The organism is Streptococcus sp. D2 (genome assembly GCF_006385825.1).
GTDB lineage: Bacteria > Bacillota > Bacilli > Lactobacillales > Streptococcaceae > Streptococcus > Streptococcus shenyangsis.
In genome coordinates, this window is sequence record NZ_VFSI01000005.1 from 50,925 (window position 1) to 72,685 (window position 21,761).

The following is a 21,761-nucleotide window of genomic DNA, read 5'->3' on the forward strand; positions in this document are numbered from 1 at the left end:
GGTTCATTCTTAAACATTCAAGCGCCTCTCCTGTCTACTTCCGGCTCAAGGTGTCATAGATTTTAATCATAAAATAATAGTCAAAAAAACTAAAATCCGAGAACAGTTAGTTTCATCACTAAGAGTTCAATTGAATTTCAGTCCGAATATCTCTACACTTCGGAATCCCTTGCTCCTTTATCATTCAGATAAACCACCTGGGTCTGTTTGACAAAGCCAATTTTTTCATACAAACGTTTGGCACCTACATTGCTATCCTCCACGGCAATCTGAAATTCCTTCTCATTTTGCTCAATTAGTTGGTTGACAAGGGATTTTGCTAAATAGCTTCCATAGCCTTTCCCACGTTCAAGTTCAGATATTGCTAAACCGTAGAAGTAATTCGTATTAGTCGATAAATCAACCGTGCAAGTCCCAATAACCTGACCATTTTTTAATAAAATATATAGGCGACTTTCTGGATCTTTCAGAGCTTCAGCGACATATCTATCCACAATCTCTCTAGACTCATGTTCCTCTGAGAAAGCCTGAAATTTTAACTGACTAATTTGATCCTGATAGGAACGATCTGCTAACAAAACTTCAAGATTGGAAACAGTTGCTAACGGATAAGGTCTTCTATCCTTACCTAACCAGGTTTCTGTCTCTTCATCCTCGACCAGTCCCCAGTTGTTGACAAAATCAGGATGGCGCTTTAGAAAAACACGCTCTGTCTGAAAAGTGACTGAACAAATAGAGAAAGAAGCCGTTTCTTTCTCAAAACTAGTAAGCAATGCACGCGCAATTCCCTGACGACGATGATCTGGATGAACCAGTATCGTCACTTCCACATCTTGGTCATCAGCATAAACAGTTAATAGACCAACAAGTTCGCCTTTTTCATAATAAAGGAAAAAGGCGGGCATGTTTGGGTCAAAATTAAGCATGTTAGAGAGATAGGGATCACGATAGGTACCGTCATAGTTTTGGCAACAGTTAATTAGTTTTTTCGCCTCAGATAACTCCTCTTGGCTTAACTTGTTTCTTGCTTGAATCATATAGCCATCCTCTACAAACCAGACGATCTGTGACTGGCATCTTTAGCCTGCTCGAGTTTATTGACGTAGTACTCTCGTTTTTCTTCAACTTCATGAATCGTTGGCTCATCCTTCTGTCCATGAACTCGGACGATCTTAGCAGGAATTCCGACCACTGTCACATCACTTGGAACATCTGCAACAACTACTGCTGCTGCACCGACCTTGGCATTTTCACCGATTTCAACGGGTCCAATGACTTGGGCATGAGCTGATATCAAGGCTCCCTTTCGAACGGTAGGATGGCGTTTTCCACAGTCTTTCCCTGTTCCCCCAAGAGTCACCCCATGATAGAGGAGAACTCCCGTCTCAACGATAGCTGTCTCTCCAATCACCAAGCCAGAACCATGGTCGATAAAGACACCTGAATCAATCTGGGCACCTGGATGAATCTCAATTTGAGTCCAGAAGCGCCAAAACTGACTGTGCATACGAGCCAGTAGTTTGAAGCCATGCTTCCAGAGAAAATGCGAGAGACGGTGGGCCGCCAAGGCCTTGACACCTGGATAAGTCAGCAAAACCTCCAAAGTGGTGCGGGCCGCTGGATCATTTTCTTTTACGATATCAATGGTTTCGCGCCACCATCCCATACATTTCTCCTTTTCTTATTCTGAATCTTTTGGTGTTTCTGTAAATTCTTTCTTAGGTTTGTGATCCTTGTGATGACGTGGGCGGTGAGATCTCTCAGACTTTTCGCCTTTTTCATCACGTTCAGGTTTTGGAGGACGAGGAAGAAGAGCTTTCATAGAAGCATCCACACGTCCTTTTTCATCAATCTTGATAACCTTAACATCAACTTCATCCCCGATTGCTACCAAGTCTTCGACATTATTGGTACGCGTCCAAGCCATCTCAGAGATATGAACAAGGGCATCTGTCTTATCAAAGAGGTTAACAAAGGCACCAAATTTCTCGATACGAACGACTTTAGCACGGTAAACTTCATCTACTTTGGCTTCACGGACCAAACCAGCAATAATTTCTTTAGCACGGTTAATAGCATCTTGGTCGCTAGAGTAAATAGACACATTTCCTTCTTCGTCGATATCAATCTTAACACCTGTTTCAGCGATAATCTTGTCGATGGTTTCTCCACCCTTACCGATGACAATCTTGATCTTATCCACATCAATCTTGATGGTATCAATTTTCGGTGCAGTTGGAGCCAATTCTGGACGAACTTCTGGAATGGTTGCTTCAATCACATCAAGGATTTCAAAACGCGCTTTCTTGGCTTGGGCAAGAGCCTCAGTCAAGATTTCTGCAGTAATCCCTTGGATTTTGATATCCATTTGAAGGGCTGTAATCCCGTCACGAGTACCTGCAACCTTAAAGTCCATATCTCCAAAGTGATCTTCCAAACCTTGGATATCTGTCAAGACTGTATAGTTGTTTCCATCTGAAATCAGACCCATGGCAATACCAGCTACTGGAGCCTTGATTGGCACACCACCAGCCATAAGGGCAAGAGTTCCAGCACAGATAGAGGCTTGAGAAGAAGAACCGTTTGATTCTAAGACCTCCGCTACAAGTCGGATCGCATATGGGAATTCTTCCAAGCTTGGCAAAACTTGAGCAAGAGCACGCTCACCAAGAGCACCGTGACCAATTTCACGACGACCTGGCGCACCGTAACGACCAGTTTCCCCTACAGAGTATTGAGGGAAGTTATAGTGGTGCATAAAGCGTTTCTTGTACTCTGGATCCAAACCATCAATGATTTGAGTTTCACCCATCGGAGCCAAGGTCAAGACTGAAAGGGCCTGAGTTTGCCCACGAGTGAAGAGACCAGAACCGTGTACACGAGGAAGGAAGTCAACAACCGCATCCAAAGGACGGATTTCATCAACCTTACGACCGTCAGGACGCACCTTATCTTCTGTAATCAAGCGGCGCATTTCTGCGTGTTCCATTTGTTCCAGGATTTCAGCCACATCACGCATGATACGGTCAAATTCTTCGTGGTCTGCATATTTTTCTTCGTAAACAGCAGTCACTTGGTCTTTCACTGCTTGAGTTGCAGCTTCACGAGCCAATTTTTCTTCTACTTGAACTGCCTTTTGGAGGTCACTGTTGTAGGCTGCGATAATTTCAGCTTGCAAGTCAGCGTCTACATGAAGCAATTCCACTTCTGCTTTTTCTTTACCGACAGCAGCAACGATTTCTTCTTGGAAGGCGATCAATTCTTTAACTGCTTCGTGCCCTTTAAGGAGAGCTTCCAGCATGATTTCTTCTGACAATTCTTTAGCACCAGACTCAACCATGTTGATGGCGTGCTTGGTACCAGCTACTGTCAATTCAAGAAGCGATTGCTCTGCTTGTTCTTGCGTAGGGTTGATGATGATTTGACCATCCACATAGCCCACTTGCACCCCAGCGATTGGTCCGTCAAATGGAATATCTGAAATAGAAAGCGCTAAGGATGAACCAAACATAGCTGCCATTGGTGCAGAAGCATTTTCATCATAAGAAAGAACGGTGTTGATGACTTGGACTTCGTTACGGAAACCTTCCGCAAACATGGGACGGATTGGACGGTCAATCAAACGCGCTGTCAAAGTCGCATCTGTTGAAGGACGTCCTTCACGCTTCATAAAGCCACCAGGAAATTTCCCAGCCGCATACATTTTTTCTTCGTAGTTGACTTGAAGAGGGAAGAAATCCCCAGTTGCCATCTTTTTAGACATAACGGCCGCAGTCAAGACAGTTGACTCATCGTAACGCACGACAACAGAGCCGTTTGCTTGCTTGGCAACCTGACCAGTCTCTACAATTAACTCACGACCCGCAAAAGTCGTTTGAAACACTTGTTTTGTCATTTTAATCCCCTTTGGATTGATAATATTATACGTCTTGCCTACAAAAATCAAGATACTAAGCCGTTAAGCAACTCAAAGGAAAATAGGAAATCGGACGACGGAGCGACTACTCCTAGGCAGATTTATCTTTTTCCACAGAGTTGTAGGCGTGTTCAATTACTCAAGATACAAATCATTAGAAAGTTTTGATACTAAAGTATCTAAACCTTTCACGCTAATTGCTATCAGGCGATTAGCTAAATGCTTTACTAACTCTCTCGTCAAATAACGTCGATTTGACTCGTTCGTTCGCTCAAACTAAATACTGAAAAGAACAAATTATGAAAAAATTTCTGTCATAAAATTGAGAATCGACAAAGCCTTTGAAATTTTAATACCCTCATCTTTGTATCAAGTACGTACAGAGTCTATTTTATCATATTTTTCTTAAAAAGTGCGGTCTTTACCATTAAAAAGGAACCATTCCCCTCACCTGAGAAGAATGGTTTGCTTTTTATTATCCTAGAGACTGATGATTAAACAAGGCATGTGTTGCTTGGTGGATGTATTTTGCTGTTTCAGCATTGTTCATAGTGTAGAGATGCACACCTGCAACATCCTGAGTTACCAAGTCCACGATTTGGTCCACTGCATAGGCAAGTCCTGCTGCTCTGAGCGACTCAGGGTCATGCTCATACTTGTCTAAGATGGCTTTAAATTTGCGTGGAAGATGGATATTCTCACAAGTCTTCAAGAGACGGAGAGCCTGATTTCGATTCAGAATTGGCATAATCCCTGCATGAATGGGAACATCAATCCCAGCCAAGATGCACTTGTCTTGGAAATCATAGAAGCGCTCATTGTCAAAGAAAAGCTGAGTTACGAGGCTCGAACAGCCTGCATCTACTTTCTTCTTGAGATTTTGAATATCTGAAATCTGATTTGGTGAATCTGGATGCCCTTCTGGATAGCAAGCGCCAATAATATCAAAGTGAGGGGCTTGTTCCTTGATGAACTCAATCAAGTCGGTTGCGTATCGGAAATCTTTCTGTGGCTCTACATCTGGAATGATATCCCCACGAAGAGCCAAGATTTTCTGCACCCCAACCTTGTCCAAGTCAGCAATGGTTTCAGCAACCTTGTCCTTGGTCAAATAGATGGCTGGCAAGTGAGCAATAGTCGGAATCGCCAAGTCATTTTGGATAAAGTCGGCCAAACGGACCGTCGTTTCCTTGATATTAAATTTATTATTGCTGGCAGTCACACTGATAAAGTGGGGAGCCAACTCCTGCATATCTTGAAGAGCAGAAATAATGTTATCATTACCCACTGCTGGGTTTGGAGGGAACACTTCAAATGAGAGTGACGGTGTTTGGCGTGACATAGTCATTATCCTTTTCTAGTTGATTTTTTTAGTTAGCTGGACTCTTAGAATCCGAGTGAAACAGGCAGATTGACCAAACAGTGCTTCTAGAGAAATCTTGTCTTACAATTTCTCACGCGCAGCTTTAGCTGCTTCAACAAGGCGGATCAAGCTTTCTTTTGTTTCTGGAATACCACGTGTTTTCAAACCACAGTCAGGGTTGATCCAAACTTTCTTGCTTGGCACTTTAGCAAGGATAGCTTCGATTGTGTGGTCGATTTCGCCTTCATTTGGCACACGAGGTGAGTGGATATCGTAAACCCCAGGTCCCACTTCGGTTTGGAAGTTTTTCGCTTTGAGTTCGTCCAAGATTTCAAGATTTGAACGGCTTGCCTCAAATGAGATAACGTCCGCATCCATGTTGTCGATAGCTGGGATGATATCTGTAAATTCTGAGTAACACATGTGAGTGTGGATTTGTGTGTCTGGCGCTACTGTTGAGTGTACCAAGCGGAAGGCAGGAATAGCCCAGTCAAGGTAGTCTTCGTACCAGTCGCTACGACGGAGTGGCAATTTTTCACGAAGAGCAGCCTCGTCGATTTGGATGATTTTCACACCAGCAGCTTCAAGGTCAAGCACTTCGTCCTTGATAGCAAGGGCAATTTGAAGAGTAGAATCCTTGATAGAGATGTCTTCACGTGGGAATGACCAGTTGAGGATGGTAACAGGTCCAGTCAACATACCTTTAACAGGTTTGTTTGTACGGCTTTGTGCATAGCTAGACCATTTAACAGTGATTGGGTTTAGACGAGTTACATCACCCCAGATGATTGGTGGTTTCACCCCACGCATACCGTATGATTGTACCCAACCATTTTTAGAGAAGAGGTAACCTGACAAGTTTTGACCGAAGTACTCAACCATGTCATTACGTTCAAATTCACCGTGAACAAGGACATCAAAGTCAATATCTTCTTGCCATTTGATCCATTCATCGATCGTTTCAGCAAGGAAAGCGTCGTACTCTTCTTGAGACAATTCACCTTTACGGTAAGCCAAACGTTTGGCACGAACTTCTTTAGTTTGAGGGAATGAACCGATAGTTGTTGTTGGAAGAGCTGGAAGTTTGAAAGCTTCTTCTTGGATAGCTTCACGTTCTGCAAATGCTGGCAAACGAGTGTAGTCTGCGTCTTTCAAACCAGCGATGCGCGCACGAAGTTCCGCATTTTCACCCACACGCTCAGTCGCAAAGAGTTCTTTGTTAGCTGCAAGAGCTTCTGCTCCTTGACCATTGCGGATAGCATCCAAATCACGAATCTCATCCAATTTTTCAACTGCAAAGGCAAAGTGGTTCAAGATTGCTGGTTCAAATTCTTCGTTAGCAGTTGTAAATGGCACATGAAGAAGTGAGCATGAGCTAGTCAAAACGATGTTTTCAGCTGGGATTTGCTCAAGAACAGCCAAGCTCTTTTCGTAGTTGTTACGCCAGATGTTTTTACCATTAACAATACCTGCGTAGAGAGTCTTGTCAGCTGGGAAGCCACCTTTAACAAGTTCAAGAGTTTTCTTACCTTCAACGAAGTCAAGACCAATCGCATCTACTGGCAAGTTTACAAGGTCAGAGTAAACGTCACGAACGTCACCAAAGTAAGTTTGAAGCAAGACTTCAAGACCTTTTTTGTCAGCCAAAAGTTTGTTGTAGAGGTTCAAGAAGAGAGCTTTTTCTTCGGCTGTCAAATCTTTTACAAGAGCAGCTTCGTCGAGTTGGATACGAGTCGCACCAAGTTCAGCTAATTTAGCAAAAACTTCTTGGTAAGCAGCAACTAAGCTGTTTACGAAGTCTTCTGCTTTCACGCCTTCTTCAAAATCTGACAATTGAAGGAAAGTGAATGGACCTACAAGAACTGGGCGAGTGTTCAATCCAAGTTCTTTGGCTTCTCGGAACTCATCGAAGATTTTGTGACCAGCCAATTTTACTTGAGTGTCTTTTTCAAACTTAGGAACGATGTAGTGGTAGTTGGTGTTGAACCATTTCTTCATTGGAAGGGCGCGAACGTCCCCTTTTTCTCCTTGGTAACCACGTCCCAAAGCGAAGTAACGCTCAAGATCAGACAAGTCCAAATTTTGAACTGAAGCAGGTACCACGTTGAAAAGGAAGGCTGCATCTAGGAAGTTGTCATAGTGAGAAAAGTCATTTGATGGGATTTCAGTGATGCCTTTTTCTTTTACAATGTTCCAGTGTTTAGCACGCAAGTCTTTTGCTGCTGCCAAGAGTTCTTCTTCTGAGATTTCTTTTCTAAAGTATTTTTCAGTTGTAAATTTTAATTCGCGGAATTCGCCCAAACGAGGGAAACCGATGATTGTAGTTGACATGATGTGTCCTCCAAAATTTGTTGTTGAAACTATCTTAACAGAAAAGAAATCATCTGTATAATTGTAAAAAATTAGGATTTGATATAGTTTGAAACTATATCTCCGTTTTAGACAAAAGAAAAAGACTTGAGACAAATGCCTCAAATCCTTTGTGTAGCTTGTTTTTTAACTATATTTCAGTTAGACTGGTCAAACACGTTATTAGTAATTCTTATAAGTGACTATGGCTTGTTATTAGAAAAGACTATATGTTGATTCCCTTCTCTCGGAGATTAGCTAAACACTCCTCATAGTAGGCAACGTCATGTTCGCTGTATATAGGACTAGTCAACTTTTCCTCTGCTAAGTCTTGATAAGAAGGGCAAGTCTTACCGCGGTAGTTCTTGTCCAGCCACTCTGAACTGACATTATAGCCACGGTCAGCCATTTCCTTCATGATCAAGCGATGATAGGCATAGAGACGATAGGGCGAGTGAGTAAAGACATAGTCCACCGTTGCATGCTTTCTGCCCCAGCCATTGCCACGCAGGGCACAACACTCTCGATGCTGTCCCAAAAGTTGAGGACGAGGAAGCTGTGAAATCAAAGCCTCATGCCAAAGTCTCATGGGAGTCTCCTTTCAATAATGTCGAATGTTGTAAGTAGGTATTGGGGTAGCGATCAAGCAACTCTCTCGTCTTAGCAATCACATCTTCCTTAGAAGCCTGACCAAATCGGTAGCGATCCAGCAAGATCATATAGTCCTCACGCTCAGCATCTGTCGCTTTCTTTTTAAAATAGCCCCAAATATGCTGAAAGGCATTGCAAACCTGACCCCTGTGTTCTGGGATTTGACAGGCACGGTCAATCATCTCTTGAACCATACTCACCTCCACCACTTCTTGCTTGAGATACTGGCGGATCTCATTGTAAATGTTGCTAGAATGACTCAAAACAAGGTATTTGTTTCTAGCCCAGAGTTGCTGGCAAAGGGCACGTTGGTTGTTATTTTCCATATTTCTCCTTACTTTCTACTAGTTCCCCGGAAATATGGAAACAAAGTTGTATCTTAAAAATGAGCGAATAAAGAGGGGGGGTTGTAGAGCCTGATTTTTCTAATAAATCTTAGTCAAGAATCCTTAGATACCTGAATAAGTCTCTACTAACAACTGAATCTTACGCAAAACTTCTTGCTTTTTCCGTTCACGTGCTCCCTGTCTACGAGAAGTGGGTGGAATAATAGAATCTAAATCAGTCCCACTGTTTTCAGCATAGCCTCGTTGAATTGATTTATCAATGAATAATTGGTAATCAGCTACAAGTTTCTCAGACTCAGCTAGATCATGGATTGCGATTTTCTTGCGCTCCTTGCCATATTCATAGAAAGCATTGATAATCCCATCATGGTCTTTCAATTTTTGCAAATCAGTGTCATTGATAAAGCCGATAACCAACTCTTCTTTAGCACGAATATCGATACTAGAACGAATCACACGACTAACTTCTGCTTTCATTGCTTCTTTGGACTCAGAATTCTTCGATTTTTCAACAATCAATGCAAGAATGTAGTCCAGATTAATCTCATCTGTTTTTAAGAGTTCAATTTCAAATTCAACATCTGAAAGATCAACATCCAAGTCCTTGGTCTTTTCATAATTTTTAAGGTTCAAAAATTCATCTCGAATTTCCACATAAGTGCTTCTTAAATCCTGAAGATAACCTTCTGAAATAGGTTTGTTGATTTCTTGAAATTCGTCATAATTTCGAAGAACATTATCAAGCTTCAACAACTCACCAAATAACTTAACAAACTCCTTCTTATCATGCTCTGTTTCAATTTCTTGCGGATTCGGGAATCTTTCCAGAATTTCCTGACAAACCGCAGTATAGCCTTTGACCTCTATACCCGTTACTTGATCCACGAAACCATCCATATATTCACTAAAACTTTTTTCTAAGATGATTTCAAGCTTATTGGTATCTCCAAAAGTCTTAATAGCTTCTTGCGTAGCCTTTTCTAAATCACGGAAACAAACAATATTCCCAAAAGGTTTAACCTTGTTAAAAATCCGATTGGTTCTCGAGAAGGCTTGAATCAAACCATGATAACGTAGATTTTTATCGACAAAGAGTGTATTCATAGTCGGCGCATCAAATCCCGTTAAGAACATACCGACCACAATCAGCAAATCCACTTCCTTAGATTTAACGCGTTTGGAAAGGTCACGATAGTAATTTTGAAACTCCTTCCCATCAGCTGAGAAGTTGGTCTTAAACATGTGATTATAATCATCAATCGCTCTAGAAAGAAACTCTTTAGAAGTTAGAGGCATGGCTGTATCTTGAGGTTCTAGCTCTTCATCTTGAATTTCTCCATAAGCTGACTGTTCTTCGTTAGGTGCAAAGCTAAAGATAGTCGCAACTTTCAAACGCTTAGCCTCTGGTAAAGCTGCTTGCTGTCGTTGGAGTTCTTCATAGTATAATTTTGCTGCTTCAATACTTTGTACAGCCAGCATAGCATTAAATCCAGACAATTGTTTTTGTTTATGAGTATAGTGTTGATTTCGGTGTGTTTTTGTATTATACACACGAAGTAAGTATTCTGTGATGGTTGCTATCCGTTCTGGATGTAAAAGTAGCTCCTTCTCCATCTTTTTGAATTTCTTCTCTTCAATCTCTCGGCCAACTGCTTTTTCAGCTTCTCTATACTTATTGATTTCAGGCTTGATATAGTTGTAATCAACCTTGAACTTCAAGACTTTTTTATCTCGAATAGCATCCGTGATAACGTAGTTATGAAGTTGCTCCCCAAAAACTTCTTGAGTTGTTTCTCCCGTTAAACTATTTTCTGGGAAAATTGGTGTCCCTGTAAATCCAAATAGGGCGTACTGTTTAAAAGCCTTCTTAATGCGCTTTTGAGCCTTTCCAAACTGAGAACGATGACACTCATCAAAAATCAAGACACATTTCTTAGCATAGACTTCATGATTAGGATTTGCAGTGATAAACTTATTTAACTTTTGAATAGTTGTGACAACGATTCGATCATCATTTTCTTCGATACTGCGTTGTAGTTCTTTTGTATTGTTACTACCATTGACTGAATTTGGTTGGAATTTTTGATATTCCTTCATAGTTTGATAGTCTAAGTCTTTTCTATCTACAACGAATATCACTTTGTCAATATAGTCCAACTCTGTCGCTAAGCGTGCAGTCTTAAAGCTGGTCAAGGTTTTCCCTGACCCTGTCGTATGCCAGATATAGCCACAAGCATTGATTGTTCCAAAATTCTTCATCTCATTAGAGGAATGAATTTTTCTCAAAATACTCTCGGTAGCTGCTATCTGATAAGGGCGCATGATGAGCAAGGTATTATCCACATCAAAAACACAATACTTGGTCAAAACTTCCAAGAGGACACGCTTGCTTAAGAAAGTAACAGTAAAATCTTCCAATTCGTGAATAGTCTTATTTTTACGGTCTGCCCACTCACAGGTAAACTCATAGTGATTTTTATTCTGAGCTGTTGTATTTGCAAAGTAGCGTGTATAAGTGCCATTCGAAATCACAAAAATCTGAACATACTTATACAAAGAATTTTCGCTGTTAAAGCTTTCCTTACTATAACGGTGAACCTGATTAAAGGCTTCTTGTAGACTAACTCCCCGCTTCTTCAATTCAATCTGAACTAGCGGAAGACCATTGACTAAAATGGTCACATCATAACGGTTGGTATGGCTCCCCACTTGTGTCACTTGGTTGATGACCTGCATGCTGTTGTTGTGAATATTTTTCTTGTCGAGTATGAAAATATTTTTAATCCGTCCGTCATCAAAGACAAAATCATAGATATGATTTTCTTGGATTTTTCGTGTCTTTTCAACCGAACCTTCATTGGAACAGTCTAAATACTCGACTACAAAACGTTGCCATTCAGCATCCGTAAACGTAACCTTATTAAGCTTTTCAATTTGGACCTTTGCATTCGCTAAAAGCTCCGCAGGTGTATGGATATCCAATCGTTCATAATTGAGACCATTGACTAAATCCATAAGCAATTGTCTTTCCAAATCTGCCTCAGACTTAAATTCTCTATCTGTGCGATACTCTGGTTGATACTCAGCCAAGAGAATCCCTTCATTTGTTTCCACAATTACTTCATGTACTTTTGAATAATCAACCATAGTATGCTTCCTTTTATTGTATTAATTGAGATTCTTTCTCAAAATGATTCAAAAATTTATCTAGTGAAGTTTAATAATTGTTCTCTCCAGTATTCATACTGTTTTTGTCTTAGTTCGATTTCTTTTGGAAGACCTTCAGAAAGAGAGTTGGTTAGGGTGTTAAAATTGTCAAGAATGGAGACGATTCTTTTTTGTTCTGTAATGGATGGCAATATAAACTTATATTGCATAATAGCTTTCTTATCTCCTCGGGGCATCTTAGAACCTTTTGAATATTGCACATTATAATAAAAGAATCGATCATCTGACAAAATATAATATAAATATTTATTTTCCATACAAGGGGTAATAGAATTTTGAATTGTCAAGACATCTCCACTTGTCCCACCAACTTGATTAGAAAACCAAATTTTTTTGAGATAAGGTCTGATATTACCAATCAATATATCACCCTGATTATAGGTTGTAACACTTCCTTGATCAGGTAAAAATGTAGCAACTGCTTTCCCTTTTCTATCTTGCAACAAATTATCAACTCCAACATAAGTTTCAGGAGTTAAATCTGTCACACTAATCCTCTTTTGACTATATTCTGCAACTGCTCCCACCTTCACTCGAATTGGTCCAAATACCCACTGTAAAAGTTTGATAATAGCGGAGTTGTCCCACTCCTCTACTCTACTCTCAGTGTACTCGCCTTCGGCGACGAATGTCAAGAGTTTTTCTCTAAAATATTCATACTGTTTTTGACGAAGTTCAATCTCCTTAGGTAGTCCGATGTTGAGGTCATTACAAACCGTATCAAAGTTGTCTAAAACTTGAACAATACGGGACTGTATTTCAAGAGATGGAACTGGGATTTTCAATGATTTAATCATACTCATATTTATATCCCCACGTGCACCTTGTTTCAAACTCAATATCTGCCTATTTTGATTAACCAACCAATAATACAAATACTTATAATTTACTATTCTTTCATCAACACTAATACTACAACAATGTTGATTAGTTGTTAAAGGAATACTATTCATCGCAACTCTACCAGCAGTTGCTCCTGAAATTGCAATAATTATGCTATTTGGCAGTATCCATTTTAAACCTGTTTCTTCAACAGCTTTCTCAGTAACATATTTTTCTGTAGTTGTTATTGTATTAAATTTTACTTCATTTGTTCTAAGCCAAGGAATAGTACCTTTAAGATAATAATCTTCGCATGATTTTTTAGGCGTTACTCCAGTAACAATCTTAACAGAAATATCTTGAATAGTCTTCCACTCAACCTGATAAACCTCATCCTCAAAAGATAAGAGTTTATCTCGATAATAAGAATATTGCTTTTTACGTGAGGTCAATTCTGTAACATAATCAGTAAATTTGTCAAGTGTTTGCACGATTTTCTCTTGAATTTTTAGAGGAGGGATGGGGATTTTAACTTTATCAAGAATAGCTTGAGTCAAACTAGGTCTTGTTGGATTAGTTGCCATTTCTTCCAATTTGACAGTTGTTAAATAATAATAAAAATACTTTGGAATAATCTGATTTTCATCAATCTCAGTATAGTAAATGGTATCAACATTCCAGAAAGCTTTTTCTATATAGAACAAGTTAGAAATAGAACCTTTCCTAGGAATTAAAACTGTTGGTTTGTCATAAGAATAATCTGAGACAAATTCTCCCATTTCTCCACCACTTCCATATACTGGTACTTCCCCACTTGGAAGAGTTTTCCAATCCTTTCCATTCTTCAATATAGCAACATCTTTAAGTACTTTCCACTCAACGGGACAGTTCTGGATTTCTTCTAGGATGTTCATCACTTACCTCCTTCCTTGGCTAGATTTTCAATACTTTTGATTTCTTTGAGGTAATCTTTTTCAACTTGACTAAGGGTCTTGGCTTGGTAGCTCTTATATTCCTTATCCACCTTATGCTTCATCTGTTCACGAGAGATAGAACCACTGTTAGCTAGCAAGTCTTCCCCAGTAGCCTGAAGGATACGATCTACGTGAGCCACCCAGTCAGCCATGGTCATGATTTCTTCTCGCTCTGCCTGTCTTTCAGCAAAGTCTAGATATCCTGATACAAGCTGATTAAGTCCACGGAGTTCTTTTTCTGTCAGGTAGTTCTTGGCAACTTTTGCTTCGGATAAAGTAGGAAGGTCTCCCTTAAAAGTAGTCAAGCCCATAAACTCCTTTTCACTATCAACACGATTGTAGATGAGTTCGCTCGCAGTATTGTGGTGAATAGCATAATGCATCTTGTTTTGAACTGTCGCAAAGAATTTCTTTGCCTCTGGTGAATTTGCATTGTAGTCGCTTGATGTAGCAAAGAGATCCAAGACCTGACGGTAAAAGACTTTTTCACTTGAGCGGATATCTCGGATTCTTTCAAGAAGTTCTTTAAAGTAAGAGCCTCCACCCAAGTTTTTCAAGAGCTCATCATCCATGGCAAAGCCCTTAATCAGATACTCTTTCAAGACTGTCGAAGCATAGAGTCTGAACTGAATGCCACGAGGAGATCGAACTCGATAACCAATCGCCAAAATCATATCGAGATTATAGTAGGCGACATTTCGCTGAACACTTCTATTCCCCTCATTTTGAACTGTCAACTTATAGTTGACAGTTGCCTCTTCCGATAATTCTCCATCTTCAAAAATAGCCTTGATATGTTTACTAATATTTTGCTTGGAAGTTTGAAAGAGCTCAGCTAGTTCTTGTTGGGTCAGCCAGACCGTTCCATTATTCAAGTGAAGTTCAATAGCGGACTCGCCGTCATCTGTCCTATAGAGAATCACATCATTTACCATAGCTCAATTCCTCTACAATCTTGTCTATCTCTGTACGCAAGTGGTCAATCTTGGCTACAGTTTCTGAAATTTCTTGATTGAGCACATCAATATCAATCTTCTCACGTGTATCTTCTTGTTCGACATAGGTTGAAACAGATAAGTTATAATCCTGCTCTGAACCAATCACATCATTATCAACGAGAGCCGCTTTATAGTCTACGCTTTGACAATTAGTAAACAATTCAATAATGTGCTCAATATTGTCATCCGTCAAGACATTGTTATTGGTCTCTTTTTTGAATTCTTTACTTGCATCAATAAAGAGTGTTTTATTTTCAACTTTATTCTTCGCTAGAACTAAAATCGTGGTCGCAATAGAAGTTCCAAAGAAGAGATTGTCTGGAAGGGAAATAACCGCTTCAACAAAGTTGTTATCTACTAGATACTGACGAATAGTCTTTTCAGCTCCTCCACGATAGAAAATTCCTGGAAAACATACAATAGCTGCTCGACCTTTATTGGACAAGTGATTGAGACTATGCATGATAAATGCAAAGTCAGCTTTTGACTTAGGAGCTAGCTTACCAGCTGGCGCAAAGCGGTCATCATTTATTAGAGTTGGATCTCCATCTCCCACCCATTTGACAGAATACGGAGGGTTAGAAACGATAGCATCAAATGGCTTTTCTTCTAAATGCTGAGGATTTAAAAGGGTATCTCCTCGCTTAATATCAAAGTTATTGTAGTTGATATTGTGCAAGAACATATTCATACGAGCCAAGTTGTAGTTGGTCATATTGATTTCCTGACCAAAGAAACCATCCTCTAAGATATGGTCTTCATATTGTTTTTTCATTTGAAGAAGGAGAGAGCCTGAACCACATGTTGGGTCATAGACCTTGTTAATCTTGTCCTTGCCGACCATCACTAGACGAGCTAATAGTTTAGAGACTGTCTGAGGTGTGAAAAATTCACCCCCACTTTTTCCTGCATTACTTGCATAGTTGGAAATCAAGAACTCATAAGCATCCCCAAAGGCATCGATGTCATTTTTCTCAAAGTTACCAAAGTTAATGCTATTGATACCATTTAGAATGTCAGAAAGTCGTTTATTTTTTTCTGGAACAGTTCCACCAAGGATATTGCTTCGTGTATCCAAGTTATCAAACAAACCTTTGATATCATCCTCTGATTTGAAGCCAATCGCTGATTTCTCAATAGCTTGGAAAATATTGGCCAAGTCTTCGTTTAAATTTTCATTTTTCGAGGCATTCTTGACTACATTTTCAAATAGTTGACTCGGAAGGATAAAGAATCCCTTATCCTCAACTGTCCCTGGTTTAAAATCTTGCTCAGCTTCTTGGTCACTCAATTCAGCATAACGGAATTCTAAATCCCCAGCCTCATGCTCAGCGCGGTCAAAATAATCAGCCATATGCTCTGAAATAAAGCGATAGAATAGGATTCCTAAAATGTATTGTTTAAAATCCCAACCATCTACAGCTCCACGAACATCGTCCGCAATCGCCCAAATCTTACGATGCAGTTCCTTGCGTTCTGCATTTTCTTTACTTGCCATTTTCACTTCCCTTATTAAATAAATGTATTATCTCTTTTATTTTATCATATTTTAAGAAAACCCACTCGAAGCGAGAAGAGCGAGTGGGATAGAAATGTTTTTAGATTAAGATTTTACAATTTTATTCTATAAATTCAACTATTTTTTGATTTTATTAAGATAGTAGAACATTTTTCATACCATCCTTATCATCACTCTTTATAAATACAAGATTTCGTTTTCCTGTTAACTCTACCAATTTTGCTTTACCAAGAATGATTGCAAGATTCTTAATAATCGAACGTTTAGCAGGCTCATCAAAATAAGTAAAAACAAATCGATAAATATATTTTCCATTCTCTGCTAATTCAAAACATTTTTGAAATATTTCCTTATCCAAAGGATCAACCGAGTGACCAAAAACAATAATATTCTTTGAATTTGGAAGTTGACCACCGAATGCATCACCTATATCATAGAAAGTTCGTTTAAAAAATTCTTCAAATTTATTTCCAGTTTCCTTAACAACTCTTTGGTAATATTTCTGATAAGGAATTAAATCACTGTTGACATCATTTTCTTTGTCCTCAATTCCAAAGACCATAGTATTGATTCGACTGAAGGGTCTATCTAAATCAATTCGGCCATGTATGAAATGAGTTCTCTCCTCATAAGTCCCAAATAAATATCCTGATGTATTAGTATAATTAAAGTTTAAAACAGAGGAATTTGACAAATCAGATATTGCATCTAGAGCTGTTGAACTTGCTTCAATCCTTCGAATATCAAAATCTAAATACGACAGATAAATTTCTAATAGTTCTGTTAATAAATTTAACTGTTCGATAAAAATGTAATTTAATTTATTCAATACCAAATCTCTATCCAAAAACTTCCATTCATAGTGACTGTAGAGTGGAGCGAATACCTCTGCAATAAAGTATTTTGCGCTGAAATTAGTTTCATTTTTCAAACTATCTCTACTTTTTCTAACTGGATGTATATCTGATAAATCATATAGTAATTTCATATTCTCTTTAAAATACATTATTGCATCCGCTAGTTGGGAGATCATGATTTCAAGATTAGACCAATTATCTCCAAGAGTATCTTTGTTTTCGTTGATAAATTTCAAATATAAATTATCTTTGTATTTCTCAATACTAATATTTTTAGCTTTTAGAAACTCCAGTAACTCATCATCTGGATTAGAAAATAATTGTTTTTCAAACTCAATAAAATCGGTATACCTTGTATCTCGGTTCATCGCACGATCAAACCCGTTGCCCAATATTAAAATTGTATCTGCCATAAAATTTCCTCTTATCTATTATAATTGGATTATCTTTTACACTTTTTTATCACTTCCACTATAACAGAAACATATATTTTTTCAGTCTTTTTCTCTAACATTATACCACGAAACCACAAAAATCCCCTTAGAATTCCGCTTCTAAGGGGTTGTCTTTATCCTGCTGCTTGGCCTGGTTCTTATGGTTTGGTCTTTTTATCTTTCTTGCTACTAGTGATGAGACGGCGCTTGCTATCTCTGATGCTATTGAGTTCCTTGAGGAGTTGAGTCAAGTGCTCCTTTTCAGGATAGGCTTCTGCACTGGCTACAGTATAGCACATAAAGAGGTCGTAGATGCTGGTTAGTTCGGTGCGGACTTGTCTAGTCTTGCCGACTTCCTTGGTAAACTTATGCGCACGCACCTGACTTTCCACTTGGTCATATTCCTCTTGAGCATTGACCACCACCGTCAGCAGTAGAATACTTTTAAATTCATGGAATGACGATTGTTCTAAACCTAGAATAAATTTAAACTTTAGGAAAGAGACATGTTCTAAGTCTCGAAGGTCTATTCACTATCCATTCCTCATCAAAAACAATCATTCCCCCTTTCTACTCCAAAATATGGTATAGTAGAGTTATACTATCTATGAGGAGTTTACATGTCACAGGATAAACAAATGAAAGCTGTTTCTCCCCTTCTGCAGCAAGTTATCAATATCTCATCGATTGTCGGTGGGGTTGGGAGTTTGATTTTCTGTATTTGGGCTTATCAGGCTGGGATTTTACAGTCCAAGGAAACCCTCTCTGCCTTTATCCAGCAGGCAGGTATCTGGGGGCCACCTCTCTTTATCTTTTTACAGATTTTACAGACAGTCGTCCCTATCATTCCTGGAGCCTTGACCTCAGTGGCAGGGGTCTTTATCTACGGCCACATCATCGGGACTATCTACAACTATATCGGCATCGTGATTGGCTGTGCCATTATCTTTTATCTGGTGCGACTCTATGGGGCCGCCTTTGTCCAGTCTGTCGTCAGCAAGCGCACCTATGACAAGTATATCGGCTGGCTTGATAAGGGTAATCGTTTTGACCGTTTCTTTATCTTTATGATGATTTGGCCGATTAGCCCCGCTGACTTTCTCTGTATGCTGGCTGCCTTAACCAAGATGAGTTTCAAGCGCTATATGACCATCATCATTCTGACCAAACCCTTTACCCTCGTGGTTTATACCTACGGTCTGACCTATATTATCGACTTCTTCTGGCAAATGCTTTGATACATAAAAAATCCGTTTGGTTGCCCAAGCGGATTTTGTACTTTATTTTGAAACTTCTTTTGCAAGGACAAAGTTCCCAAGAGTAGCAGAACCATTTCCTGCGACTGCTGGCGTTACGATGTAGTCACGCACATCTGGTACTGGTAGGTAGCCATTAAGGAGAGCTGTAAATTTCTCACGGACACGATCCAGCATGTGTTGTTGAGCCATGACCCCTCCACCAAAGACAATCACGTCTGGGCGGAAAGTCACTGTCGCATTAACCGCAGCTTGAGCGATATAGTAGGCTTGAACATCCCAAACAGGGTTATTGAGTTCAATATTTTCCCCACGTACACCTGTACGAGCTTCCAAACTTGGACCAGCTGCATAGCCTTCCAGACATCCCTTATGGAAAGGACAAACACCCTTAAACTCTTTTTCAATATCCATTGGGTGTCTAGCCACATAGTAGTGACCCATTTCAGGGTGACCAACACCACCGATAAACTCACCACGTTGGATGACACCTGCACCGATACCTGTACCGATTGTGTAGTAAACCAAGTTTTCGATACGACCACCAGCGTTGTTACGGGCAACCACTTCACCATAAGCAGAGCTGTTTACGTCTGTAGTGAAGTACATTGGCACGTTTAGGGCGCGACGAAGGGCACCAAGCAAGTCCACATTTGCCCAGTTTGGTTTTGGAGTTGTTGTGATAAAGCCATAAGTTTTTGAGTTTTTATCAATATCAATCGGACCAAATGAACCAACTGCAAGACCAGCAAGGTTATCGAATTTTGAGAAGAACTCAATGGTTTTATCGATTGTTTCGATTGGAGTTGTTGTTGGAAATTGTGTTTTTTCTACAACGTTAAAATTTTCATCACCGACAGCACAGACAAATTTTGTACCGCCTGCTTCCAAACTTCCGTATAGTTTTGTCATGATTAACCTCTTGTATTTATTTTCTTTATTATAGCATATTTCCAGACTGAAAATTGCTCAATATTTTAGATTTTCCTCTGTAAATTTTACCATTCAATCAAAAACGAACAAACATGACATTTGTTCGTTTTTATGAATCTATTAAGCTTTAACTTCAATGACTGCGTCACCCTTAGCAACTGATCCAGAAGCAACTGGATTTACTGAAGCAAAGTCTGCAGTGTTTGTCACGATAACCATAGTTGTGTTGTCAAGTCCTGCAGCGGCAATCTTAGCTGAGTCAAATGTTCCAAGAACATCTCCTGCTTTCACCTTGTCACCTTGGGCAACTTTTGCTTCAAAACCGTCACCGTTCATTGTTACAGTGTCGATACCAACGTGGATCAAAACTTCAGCACCATCGGTTGTTTTCAAACCGAAGGCATGTCCTGTTGGAAAGGCGATTGAAACTTCAGCATCAGCTGGTGCATAAACCACACCTTGGCTAGGTTTCACAGCAATACCTTGTCCCATAGCTCCACTTGAGAAGACTGGGTCATTGACATCAGCAAGAGCGACAACATCACCAACGATAGGAGTTTGGATTGTTTCGTCTGTTAGCTTAGATGCAGTTTCTACTACTTCTTCGCTAATTTCAGGCTTTTTTACAGTTGATTCTCCATCAGTTTCATCTTCATAACCAAACATATAAGTAAGGGCAAAACCAAGGGCAAATGATACAGCTACCATAAGAAGGTATAGTGGAAGTTGTCCATTACCAAGATAAAGCATTGTACCAGGGATGATGGTGATACCATTACCAGTACCAGCAAGACCAAGGATAGATGCCAATCCACCACCGATTGCACCAGCGATCAATGAAAGGAAGAATGGTTTACGGTAACGCAAGTTAACCCCGAAGATAGCAGGCTCAGTAATACCTAGGAAGGCAGAAAGGGCTGCTGGGAAAGCAAGAGTTTTAAGTTTTGGATTTTTAGTTTTCACACCAACTGCTACAGTTGCAGCACCTTGTGCAGTCATAGCAGCTGTGATGATAGCGTTGAATGGGTTAGCATGGTCAGCAGCAAGCAATTGAACTTCAAGCAAGTTGAAGATGTGGTGAACACCTGATACGACGATAACTTGGTGAACTCCACCAATCAAGAAACCACCAAGACCAAATGGCAAGTTAAGAATAGCTTTTGTTCCAAGAAGGATGTAGTTTTCAACAACATGGAAGACTGGTCCGATGACAAAGAGTCCAAGGATAGACATGACCAAAAGTGTCACGAATGGTGTTACCAAGAGGTCAATCACATCTGGAACAACCTTGCGGACAGCTTTTTCAAATTTAGCTCCGACAACCCCGATGATGAAGGCTGGAAGAACAGATCCTTGCAAACCAACAACTGGGATAAATCCGAAGAAGTTCATAGCAGTCACTTCACCACCAGAAGCAACGGCCCAAGCATTTGGAAGTGAACCGGAAACCAGCATCATACCAAGAACGATACCAACAGCTGGATTTCCACCGAATACACGGAAAGTTGACCACACAACCAAACCTGGCAAGATGATAAAGGCTGTATCTGTCAAGATTTGTGTGTAAGTTGCAAAGTCACCTGGAAGCGGCATTTCAAGAGCGTTGAAAAGACCACGCACACCCATGAAGAGACCTGTCGCTACGATAACAGGGATGATTGGAACGAAAACATCACCGAAAGTACGGATCGCACGTTGGAACCAATTTCCTTGTTTAGCAGCTTCTGCCTTCATTTCATCCTTAGATGATGTTGGCAAACCAAGAGCTACAACTTCGTCGTACATCTTGTTAACTGTACCAGTACCAAAGATGATTTGGTATTGACCTGAGTTAAAGAAAGCACCTTGAACTTTTTCCAAGCTCTCGATAGCATCCTTGTTGATCTTCGCTTCATCTTTTACCATAACACGGAGGCGAGTTGCACAGTGAGCTACACTGTTAACATTCTCACGTCCGCCCAAGGCATCGATGACTTTTTTTGCAATTTCCTGATTGTTCATTTGCAAAAATCTCCTTATAAAAAATTTATTCTTGTATGAAAGCGATTTTACTCGCCCTACGAGTATTATTTTATCATCTTTCAAAAATATGTCAAGCGTTTTGCAGAAAAAAA

14 protein-coding genes and 3 pseudogenes are annotated in these 21,761 nt (G+C 39.8%); 1 reads left to right on the forward strand and 16 read right to left on the reverse strand.

The window, feature by feature from the left end; genetic code table 11:
• Positions 1-152 precede the first annotated feature (152 nt).
• The 13 genes and pseudogenes from FJR73_RS04225 to FJR73_RS04295 all read right to left on the reverse strand — a co-directional run.
• Complete coding sequence (locus tag FJR73_RS04225) at positions 153-1,037, reverse strand: GNAT family N-acetyltransferase (protein WP_140833517.1); 885 nt, start codon at positions 1,035-1,037, stop codon at positions 153-155.
• An 11-nt stretch (positions 1,038-1,048) separates the two neighbouring features.
• On the reverse strand, positions 1,049-1,666 hold the full coding sequence (gene cysE / locus FJR73_RS04230) for a serine O-acetyltransferase (RefSeq protein ID WP_125431673.1): 618 nt from the start codon (positions 1,664-1,666) through the stop codon (positions 1,049-1,051).
• 15 nt (positions 1,667-1,681) lie between these two features.
• Positions 1,682-3,895 carry a polyribonucleotide nucleotidyltransferase gene (gene pnp / locus FJR73_RS04235; RefSeq protein ID WP_140833519.1) on the reverse strand — a complete coding sequence of 738 codons (2,214 nt, stop codon included), beginning with the start codon at positions 3,893-3,895 and terminating at the stop codon, positions 1,682-1,684.
• Between the two features lie 496 nt (positions 3,896-4,391).
• On the reverse strand, positions 4,392-5,258 hold the full coding sequence (gene metF / locus FJR73_RS04245) for a methylenetetrahydrofolate reductase [NAD(P)H] (protein WP_049524662.1): 867 nt from the start codon (positions 5,256-5,258) through the stop codon (positions 4,392-4,394).
• A 102-nt stretch (positions 5,259-5,360) separates the two neighbouring features.
• On the reverse strand, positions 5,361-7,610 hold the full coding sequence (gene metE / locus FJR73_RS04250; protein WP_140833521.1) for a 5-methyltetrahydropteroyltriglutamate--homocysteine S-methyltransferase: 2,250 nt from the start codon (positions 7,608-7,610) through the stop codon (positions 5,361-5,363).
• A gap of 244 nt (positions 7,611-7,854) precedes the next feature.
• Complete coding sequence (locus FJR73_RS04255) at positions 7,855-8,217, reverse strand: TIGR02328 family protein (protein ID WP_140833523.1); 363 nt, start codon at positions 8,215-8,217, stop codon at positions 7,855-7,857.
• Complete coding sequence (locus tag FJR73_RS04260; protein ID WP_140833524.1) at positions 8,201-8,605, reverse strand: YbgA family protein; 405 nt, start codon at positions 8,603-8,605, stop codon at positions 8,201-8,203. The genes FJR73_RS04255 and FJR73_RS04260 overlap by 17 nt, the downstream gene beginning before the upstream one ends.
• Positions 8,606-8,728: 123 nt before the next feature.
• A complete protein-coding gene (locus tag FJR73_RS04265; protein ID WP_140833527.1) occupies positions 8,729-11,773 on the reverse strand; it encodes a type I restriction endonuclease subunit R in 3,045 nt (1,014 codons plus the stop codon).
• A gap of 56 nt (positions 11,774-11,829) precedes the next feature.
• Positions 11,830-13,590: a restriction endonuclease subunit S gene (locus tag FJR73_RS04275; protein ID WP_258190672.1), complete on the reverse strand. Its 1,761-nt coding sequence runs from the start codon at positions 13,588-13,590 to the stop codon at positions 11,830-11,832.
• Positions 13,590-14,585 (reverse strand): virulence RhuM family protein, encoded by a 996-nt coding sequence (locus tag FJR73_RS04280; protein WP_140833529.1) that lies wholly within the window; start codon positions 14,583-14,585, stop codon positions 13,590-13,592. The genes FJR73_RS04275 and FJR73_RS04280 overlap by 1 nt, the downstream gene beginning before the upstream one ends.
• Complete coding sequence (locus FJR73_RS04285; protein ID WP_140833531.1) at positions 14,575-16,146, reverse strand: type I restriction-modification system subunit M; 1,572 nt, start codon at positions 16,144-16,146, stop codon at positions 14,575-14,577. The genes FJR73_RS04280 and FJR73_RS04285 overlap by 11 nt, the downstream gene beginning before the upstream one ends.
• Positions 16,147-16,300: 154 nt before the next feature.
• Positions 16,301-17,437 (reverse strand): AbiH family protein, encoded by a 1,137-nt coding sequence (locus FJR73_RS04290; RefSeq protein WP_140833533.1) that lies wholly within the window; start codon positions 17,435-17,437, stop codon positions 16,301-16,303.
• 179 nt (positions 17,438-17,616) lie between these two features.
• A pseudogene (locus FJR73_RS04295) lies at positions 17,617-17,892 on the reverse strand (DUF6261 family protein); the annotation flags it as partial.
• Positions 17,893-18,078: 186 nt separating this feature from the next.
• Here FJR73_RS04295 and FJR73_RS04300 point away from each other — a divergent pair.
• On the forward strand, positions 18,079-18,696 hold the full coding sequence (locus FJR73_RS04300) for a TVP38/TMEM64 family protein (protein ID WP_000076168.1): 618 nt from the start codon (positions 18,079-18,081) through the stop codon (positions 18,694-18,696).
• Between the two features lie 42 nt (positions 18,697-18,738).
• Here FJR73_RS04300 and scrK read toward each other — a convergent pair whose 3' ends face one another.
• From scrK to FJR73_RS04310, 3 genes and pseudogenes are all read right to left on the reverse strand, one after another.
• Positions 18,739-19,626: a fructokinase ScrK gene (gene scrK / locus FJR73_RS04305; RefSeq protein ID WP_000164309.1), complete on the reverse strand. Its 888-nt coding sequence runs from the start codon at positions 19,624-19,626 to the stop codon at positions 18,739-18,741.
• A 141-nt stretch (positions 19,627-19,767) separates the two neighbouring features.
• A pseudogene (locus FJR73_RS10600) lies at positions 19,768-20,226 on the reverse strand (PTS glucose transporter subunit IIA); the annotation flags it as partial.
• Positions 20,227-20,288: 62 nt separating this feature from the next.
• A pseudogene (locus FJR73_RS04310) lies at positions 20,289-21,648 on the reverse strand (sucrose-specific PTS transporter subunit IIBC); the annotation flags it as partial.
• Positions 21,649-21,761: the final 113 nt, after the last annotated feature.

What these genes read in the sequence shown, in the direction of transcription:
- FJR73_RS04225 (WP_140833517.1), bottom strand. Translation starts at nt 1,037, where the DNA reads ATGATTCAAGCAAGAAACAAGTTAAGCCAAGAGGAGTTATCTGAGGCG.
- cysE (WP_125431673.1), bottom strand. Translation starts at nt 1,666, where the DNA reads ATGGGATGGTGGCGCGAAACCATTGATATCGTAAAAGAAAATGATCCA.
- pnp (WP_140833519.1), bottom strand. Translation starts at nt 3,895, where the DNA reads ATGACAAAACAAGTGTTTCAAACGACTTTTGCGGGTCGTGAGTTAATT.
- metF (WP_049524662.1), bottom strand. Translation starts at nt 5,258, where the DNA reads ATGTCACGCCAAACACCGTCACTCTCATTTGAAGTGTTCCCTCCAAAC.
- metE (WP_140833521.1), bottom strand. Translation starts at nt 7,610, where the DNA reads ATGTCAACTACAATCATCGGTTTCCCTCGTTTGGGCGAATTCCGCGAA.
- FJR73_RS04255 (WP_140833523.1), bottom strand. Translation starts at nt 8,217, where the DNA reads ATGAGACTTTGGCATGAGGCTTTGATTTCACAGCTTCCTCGTCCTCAA.
- FJR73_RS04260 (WP_140833524.1), bottom strand. Translation starts at nt 8,605, where the DNA reads ATGGAAAATAACAACCAACGTGCCCTTTGCCAGCAACTCTGGGCTAGA.
- FJR73_RS04265 (WP_140833527.1), bottom strand. Translation starts at nt 11,773, where the DNA reads ATGGTTGATTATTCAAAAGTACATGAAGTAATTGTGGAAACAAATGAA.
- FJR73_RS04275 (WP_258190672.1), bottom strand. Translation starts at nt 13,590, where the DNA reads ATGAACATCCTAGAAGAAATCCAGAACTGTCCCGTTGAGTGGAAAGTA.
- FJR73_RS04280 (WP_140833529.1), bottom strand. Translation starts at nt 14,585, where the DNA reads ATGGTAAATGATGTGATTCTCTATAGGACAGATGACGGCGAGTCCGCT.
- FJR73_RS04285 (WP_140833531.1), bottom strand. Translation starts at nt 16,146, where the DNA reads ATGGCAAGTAAAGAAAATGCAGAACGCAAGGAACTGCATCGTAAGATT.
- FJR73_RS04290 (WP_140833533.1), bottom strand. Translation starts at nt 17,437, where the DNA reads ATGGCAGATACAATTTTAATATTGGGCAACGGGTTTGATCGTGCGATG.
- FJR73_RS04300 (WP_000076168.1), top strand. Translation starts at nt 18,079, where the DNA reads ATGTCACAGGATAAACAAATGAAAGCTGTTTCTCCCCTTCTGCAGCAA.
- scrK (WP_000164309.1), bottom strand. Translation starts at nt 19,626, where the DNA reads ATGACAAAACTATACGGAAGTTTGGAAGCAGGCGGTACAAAATTTGTC.